The 6,265-nt window shown below is 62.0% G+C and carries 8 protein-coding genes; 3 read left to right on the top strand and 5 right to left on the bottom strand.

What is annotated here, in order from left to right; all coding sequences use genetic code 11:
- On the top strand, window positions 1–1,077 hold a 1,077-nt coding region (locus ACQY7U_RS18300; RefSeq protein WP_428647449.1), incomplete at its 5' end, for an 8-oxoguanine deaminase.
- Between the two features lie 188 nt (window positions 1,078–1,265).
- Here ACQY7U_RS18300 and ACQY7U_RS18295 read toward each other — a convergent pair.
- The 5 genes from ACQY7U_RS18295 to ACQY7U_RS18275 form a co-directional block, all read right to left on the bottom strand.
- Window positions 1,266–1,607, bottom strand: coding sequence for a tRNA-binding protein (locus ACQY7U_RS18295; RefSeq protein ID WP_428647446.1), 342 nt, complete (start codon window positions 1,605–1,607; stop codon window positions 1,266–1,268).
- A gap of 100 nt (window positions 1,608–1,707) precedes the next feature.
- Complete coding sequence (locus ACQY7U_RS18290) at window positions 1,708–2,397, bottom strand: TetR/AcrR family transcriptional regulator (RefSeq protein ID WP_428647444.1); 690 nt, start codon at window positions 2,395–2,397, stop codon at window positions 1,708–1,710.
- 94 nt (window positions 2,398–2,491) lie between these two features.
- On the bottom strand, window positions 2,492–3,310 hold the full coding sequence (gene proC, locus ACQY7U_RS18285; RefSeq protein ID WP_428647441.1) for a pyrroline-5-carboxylate reductase: 819 nt from the start codon (window positions 3,308–3,310) through the stop codon (window positions 2,492–2,494).
- Window positions 3,307–3,807: a YbjN domain-containing protein gene (locus ACQY7U_RS18280; RefSeq protein WP_428647438.1), complete on the bottom strand. Its 501-nt coding sequence runs from the start codon at window positions 3,805–3,807 to the stop codon at window positions 3,307–3,309. The genes proC and ACQY7U_RS18280 overlap by 4 nt, the downstream gene beginning before the upstream one ends.
- Before the next feature lie 345 nt (window positions 3,808–4,152).
- Window positions 4,153–4,419 (bottom strand): accessory factor UbiK family protein, encoded by a 267-nt coding sequence (locus ACQY7U_RS18275; protein WP_428647435.1) that lies wholly within the window; start codon window positions 4,417–4,419, stop codon window positions 4,153–4,155.
- Window positions 4,420–4,611: 192 nt separating this feature from the next.
- Between ACQY7U_RS18275 and lgt the strand changes: the two genes are divergently transcribed.
- Complete coding sequence (gene lgt, locus ACQY7U_RS18270; RefSeq protein ID WP_428647432.1) at window positions 4,612–5,445, top strand: prolipoprotein diacylglyceryl transferase; 834 nt, start codon at window positions 4,612–4,614, stop codon at window positions 5,443–5,445.
- Window positions 5,442–6,265 (top strand): class I SAM-dependent methyltransferase (locus ACQY7U_RS18265; RefSeq protein WP_428647430.1); only part of this gene is annotated, 824 nt, incomplete at its 3' end. The genes lgt and ACQY7U_RS18265, both read left to right, overlap by 4 nt.

The raw sequence follows: 6,265 nt of genomic DNA, 5'->3' as shown, positions 1-6,265 counted from the left end.
CAGACGCTTTATCCGATCTGGTCGCGCTTCGGGCCGGAAGAGATGTTCGTCTCCGCCCAGACAGGCCTTGCCGAACTGGCCCTGTCCGGCTGCACCTTGAGTTCCGACCACCTTTACCTCTACCCGAACGGCGCGCGCCTGGACGATACCATCGCCGCCGCCGCTGAAATCGGCATCCGGTTCCACCCAACCCGGGGCGCCATGAGTATCGGCGAGAGCAACGGGGGGCTTCCCCCCGACAGTCTGGTGGAAAAGGAAGCGGACATTCTGGAAGATTGCATCCGCGTGGTGGACGCGTTCCACGATCCGTCGGAAGGATCGCTGGTGCGTGTGGGCCTTGCCCCCTGTTCCCCCTTCTCCGTCACCCGCGACCTCATGCGCGATGCCGCGCTGCTCGCCCGCGACAAGAAGGTGATGCTGCACACCCATCTCGCCGAAAACAATGAAGACATCTCCTATTCGCAAGAGAAATTCAGCTGCCGTCCCGGACAATATGCCGAAGACCTTGGCTGGACGGGCCCCGACGTCTGGCATGCGCACTGCGTCAAGTTGGACGGCGAGGAAATCAGGCTGTTTTCGGCAAGCGGAACGGGCGTTGCCCATTGTCCCTGCTCCAACTGCCGGCTCGGCAGCGGCATCGCTCCTGTCCGGGCGATGCGCGATGCCGGCGTCAAGGTCGGCCTCGGCGTCGACGGCTCGGCCAGCAATGATGCCGGCAATCTGGTGCTGGAAGCCCGGCAGTCGATGCTGTTGCAACGCGTTGCCAACGGCGCGGACGCCATGTCCGCCCGCGAGGCGCTGGAAATCGCCACGAGGGGCGGTGCGGATGTGCTCAACCGGCCGGATTGCGGCCGTCTCGCTGTCGGCAAGCGGGCCGATATCGCCATCTGGGATGTGTCTGGTGTGGAAAGCGCCGGAAGCTGGGACCCGGCGGCCCTGCTGCTGGCCGGGCCGACACGCGTCAAGCACCTCTTCGTGGAAGGGCGGCAGATCGTCAGCGACGGCCGCATGACCACGATTGACCTGCCGAAGGTGCTGGAACGCCAGAACCGTCTGGCGCGAACCCTAATGTCGTAGCGACACCCCGGCGCCTTCCCGGACGTAGCGAAGCGAAGATCCGTGACCTCGAGAGGCACAAGAGGCAACCAACAAGTCCAAGGCTTGCCCTCTTCTGGTCCCGGCTCGCGCTTCGCTTGGCGGGGACAGCCAAGAGAGAGGGGCTTTTATCCGCTATCTGAAGCGGACCAGCCTCAGGCAGCAGCCCTTCAATAAAGCCGCCCGCCGATCGGAACATCCTTGTCCGGCGTCAGCAATACCACTTCGCCGTCCTCGTCCGGCACGCCCAGGGTCAGGACCTCGGACATGACCGGGCCGATCTGGCGCGGCGGGAAATTGACTACCGCCATCACAAGCTTCCCGACAAGTGTCTCGGGCGTGTAGTGTTTGGTGATCTGCGCGGAAGTCTTCTTCACGCCGATCTCCGGACCAAAATCGATCCGCATCTTGTAGGCGGGTTTGCGCGCTTCGGGAAATTCCTCGGCCTCGACAATACGGCCGACACGCACATCCACTTTCAGAAAATCGTCAAAACTGATCTGGTCGCTCACGAAAACATCCTCTTTTCCTGCGAGCGACCTTGGAGGGTTAGCCGAGCCGGTGCAAGTACTGCCCGCGAGCAAAGCTCAATTGCCGGGCGCGGTGTTGCAATCACGCACCCGCCGGGGCTTCCTCGGGCGAATGCGGATCGCCTTCAGAATTTACGTCCCTGCTCCGGCGTTTGTCCGAAGCCTTCCGGAAGAACGACCGGAGGCCCTTTGCAACGCTGTCTAGCGTACCGAGCTGGCGCATGAAACTGGAGCCTCTGTCCAGTTCCTTGTCGAGCCTCGCCATGGTGCGGGGCATGCCCTCATCCGTCTCGTCCAGCCAGACATCGACGACACGGGCGAAGGCGATGGCAAGGCCTTGTGCAACGAGCGAAGCCTTCATGCCGGAAAGATCAATACCGGCCGCGATCAGCATCCACTTCTGGGACCGGACTTCCAGACGGTTGAAATCGAGCGCCAGGGCGGGATCCTGCCGTGCCGCCCGATGGAGTGCCCGCACGGCCTCCTTGCGATCCGCCAGCGCGTCGATGCGTGTCATCAGGACGTCGAACAGCCGGTCGCGCGGCGGCTGGTCTTCCATGTCCTCGTCGCGCTCATCCAGAACGGCAGTGTCGATCTGTTCCGCAAAGGCCGCCACGAGGGCGAGCTTGGAGGCATAGGCACTGCGCATGTCGGAAAGCTTGACCCCGGCACGCTCGGCGACGAGCGGCAGCGAGACGTCTTCATAGGAATGTTCCGACAACAGGTCCAGAAACGTCTTGAGGATCTTCTGCTTGGTCTTGGCGGTCACCATGGAACGGCCTCCTGTGAGTTTCTACACGGAAAGATAGGAGGCCGAAGCTATTGTGGAAAGGGCGACCCACTGCCGCAGATTGCAACAGAGGCTTTTATTTCGCCAGTTCCCGCGCCCGTTTGACAGCGGCGGCAACGGCTTCCGTCATCACCGGTTGCAGGCCCTCGGCATGCATCAGCACCTCGAGCGCGGCGGCCGTCGTGCCGTTCGGGCTGGTTACGTTCTGCCGCAAAACGGCCGGATGCTCGCCAGTCTGGTGCATCAGCTCACCGGCGCCGCAAACCGTTGCAACGGCGAGTTCATGGGCAAGGTCCGCGGGAAGGCCCGCCTGCCGGCCGGCCTCGCCCAAGGCCTCCGCCAGATAGAAGACGTAAGCCGGACCGGACCCGCTGACGCCGGTTACCAGATCGATCTGGTCCTCACTGTCCAGCCAAACGACCTTTCCGACCGCAGACAACAGCCTGGCAACATCGGCCTTCTGGTCTTCGGACACCGAGGGCGTGGGATAGACCGCGGTGATGCCACGCTTGACCATGGCAGGCGTGTTCGGCATGCAGCGGCAGACCGGAACTTCCCCGAATTCCCGGACGAACCTGGAAACCGGCGTTCCGGCAGCGACCGACATCACCAGCGTGTCCGGCGCAACGGCCGGCTTCAGGCCCGGCAGGACCTGATCCATCATCTGCGGCTTGACGGCAATCAGGACAATGCCTGCGGTCAAATCGTCCGGAACGGACGTCACGTGCCGGATGCCATGCCGTTTCAGCAAGGCGTCCATCTCCTCGGAGACGTTGGGATCACAGACAGTGACGGCGGCGGGATCGATGCCTTCCGCCATCCATCCCGACAACATGGCCCCGCCCATCTTGCCGGCTCCGACAAGAAGGAAAGGGCGTTCTCTTGAAAAGCTCATGCTTCTCCTGCGGTTTCGAACAAGGCTGTACTCATCGCTTCCGAAGCCGAGTGGCCGGCCCAGACGACGAATTGAAAGGCTTGATAGAAACGTTCGCAGTTTTCAAGGGCATTTGTCAGCATGGCCTCGATTTGCGCCGAGGAAGCTTCCGCGCCACCAGCCAGAAGCAGGGACTGGCGGAACATGATGACGTTTTCCTTGTGCCACAGGTCGAAGTGCCCCATCCAGAGCTGTTCGTTGACCAGGGCAAGCAGGCGAATGACTTCGGTCTTGCGAGGTTCGGTGACCTTGAGATCGAAGGCACAGGCCAGATGCAGGGCTTCGACTTCCTCCATCCAGGAGAAGGAGACGTGATAGTCGCACCAGCTGCCTTGCAGGGAGATAGTGATTTCGTCCTCATCCGACCGGTCGAAGGCCCAGTCGTTCAAGGCGGCGACAGTCTCGATCATGTCGACGGGATTGGAAGGTCGCTCGAGTTCGATCTCGATGAGGCTCATGATGCCTACTCCCCTTTCAGGCCGGGGCCGGGAACCCGATCACGATAACCGGGCGGGCCGCCGGGAATGTCCCATGCCGGAGGAGCAAAACGCGTCCTTGGTGGCCCTTTCGAAGCGAACCGGTTCCGTCTTGCTCCGACGAATCCCTGTTATCTACGAGTATAGGGGGAGAAATGATTTAATGGATACATACGAATTGAACCGAAAAAGCCGAAACTTGTGGACGACTCAGCGGTAATTTTCATCAAGCCGCCCAAAATCAAAGCAATTCAGCCAAGTACGCACGTCGTATTTCTGTCATGAACAATTAACAGAAATCCGTCACATCCGCGTCATCCGGCCGCCTCAGGCGTCGCCCTTGTCCCCGGAACCGGTTTTTTCCAGCGCAGCCAGTCTCGATTCGAGTTCCTCGACCTTGTCGAGCGCACGCACGGCCATTTCCTTGACGGCTTCATGTTCCTCGCGGGAAACCACGTCCATGTCGGAGAGGAACCGTTCGGCCTGTGCGCGAAAAGCGGTCTCAACCTCTCGGCGCGCGCCCTGGGCAACGCCTGCTGCATCTGTCATCAACTTGGCGAAATCATCGAGAAGCCGGTTTGGGCCTTGGGTCATCGGACCCTCCTTGAGCGGGAACACATTTATGCCTGACAGGTATGGGGGAATGACAAGAACTTCAAGAACCAATTCCGCCGCACCTCCTCGCCCGATCTTCCGGCCGTCCGCTGCGGCTTGACGGATCGGCCAGGATCGCGCAAGCGTTGCCCCCGATCCGTCTGCCTGCGGACATTTCACGAAGGAATTGCCGTGCCCACCCTGCTCGTCCTGCCGTTTCCGGCCATCGACCCGGTCATCATCGAATTCGGCCCCTTTGCCCTGCGCTGGTATGCGCTCGCCTATATCGTCGGCATCATCCTGGCCTGGCGTTACATGCTCCGCCTCGTGCGCAACGACCGGCTCTGGGGAACGGTGGCCAGGCCTGCGCCGCTTGATATCGACGACTTCGTCCTCTGGGGCACGCTCGGCATCATTCTGGGCGGACGGCTCGGCTACGTCCTTTTTTACAATCCGTCGTTCTACCTTGCCCATCCCGGAGAGGCGATAGCCATCTGGGACGGCGGCATGTCGTTTCACGGCGGCTTTACCGGCACCGTCGTTGCCATGATCCTGTTTTCCTGGAAACGCGGTGTGCCCCTGTGGACCCTCTTCGACCTTGCCGGCTGCGCCGCCCCGATCGGTCTGTTTTTCGGCCGCATCGCGAATTTCATCAATTCCGAACTCTGGGGACGGCCGACCGATGTTCCGTGGGCCGTGGTCTTTCCCAATGGTGGTCCCGCCCCTCGCCATCCGAGCCAGCTCTATGAGGCAGCACTGGAAGGGATCGTCCTGTTTCTCGTTCTGCGTTTCCTGAGCCACCGGTTCGAACTCCTGAAAAAGCCGGGCTTTCTGGCCGGCGCCTTCGCCCTCGGCTACGGCGTCCTGCGCTCCGTTGGCGAATATTACCGGGTTCCGGACGCCCAGATCGGCTACCTCTCCGGCATTCTGACGATGGGCATGCTTTTGTCGCTGCCGATGATCGCGGCCGGGCTCGCCGCGATGATCTGGGCCGCCTCCCGCAAGTCCGGGGCATCGGTGCTGTGACGGGACTGAAGGAAAAACTGAAAGCGCGGATCGTTGCCGAGGGCCCCCTGTCGGTTGCGCAATATATGTCTGCCTGCCTCGGCGATCCGGATGCGGGCTATTACACGACCCGCGAACCCTTCGGGACCAGCGGCGACTTCATCACCGCCCCCGAGGTCAGCCAGATGTTCGGAGAACTGGTCGGCGCCGCCTGCCTTTCCGCTCATGCCGCACTTGGGGCGCCCGGTCGCTTTCAGCTGGTGGAACTGGGTCCTGGACGCGGAACGCTGATGTCGGACCTTCTTCGCACGGCAGCGCTCCGGCCCGAATTCCTCAAGGCCGCCAAGCTGAACCTTGTGGAGATGAGCCCCCGGCTGTGCAGCATTCAGAAAAAGACCCTGCGGAATGCCCCCCTGACGCCGGATTTCCGGGACACATTCGCGCAGGTTCCGGACGGACCGCTGGTCGTTGTCGCCAACGAGTTCTTCGACGCCCTGCCGATCCATCAGTTCGTGAAGACGCGTGAAGGCTGGCACGAGCGCCAGATCGGTCTTTCGGCGGACGGCGAGCTGACTTTCGGCGCGGGAACCGCGCGGCTGCCCGACGAGACCGTGCCTGCAAGCCTTGCCGGCAGCCCGGAAGGCACGATCTTCGAAACCCAGCCGGCGGCAAATGCCGTTGCCGAGGAAATCGGTGCCCGGATCGCCGAACATGGCGGCGCGGCGATCTTCATCGACTACGGCTATCTCAAAACGGCGCCCGGAGACACATTGCAGGCGCTCTACAAACACGAGTTCGACGATGTTCTGGCCCAGATCGGAAGAGCGTCGTTTCGGGAAAG

It is taken from the genome of Roseibium sp. (assembly GCF_050301095.1).
In the GTDB taxonomy this organism is placed as follows: domain Bacteria; phylum Pseudomonadota; class Alphaproteobacteria; order Rhizobiales; family Stappiaceae; genus Roseibium.
Note: the sequence above shows the minus strand (reverse complement) of the source record. Positions and strands in the feature narration are given on the sequence as shown.

What these genes read in the sequence shown, in the direction of transcription:
- proC (WP_428647441.1), bottom strand. Translation starts at nt 3,310, where the DNA reads ATGAGCTTTTCAAGAGAACGCCCTTTCCTTCTTGTCGGAGCCGGCAAG.
- ACQY7U_RS18275 (WP_428647435.1), bottom strand. Translation starts at nt 4,419, where the DNA reads ATGACCCAAGGCCCAAACCGGCTTCTCGATGATTTCGCCAAGTTGATG.
- ACQY7U_RS18280 (WP_428647438.1), bottom strand. Translation starts at nt 3,807, where the DNA reads ATGAGCCTCATCGAGATCGAACTCGAGCGACCTTCCAATCCCGTCGAC.
- ACQY7U_RS18290 (WP_428647444.1), bottom strand. Translation starts at nt 2,397, where the DNA reads ATGGTGACCGCCAAGACCAAGCAGAAGATCCTCAAGACGTTTCTGGAC.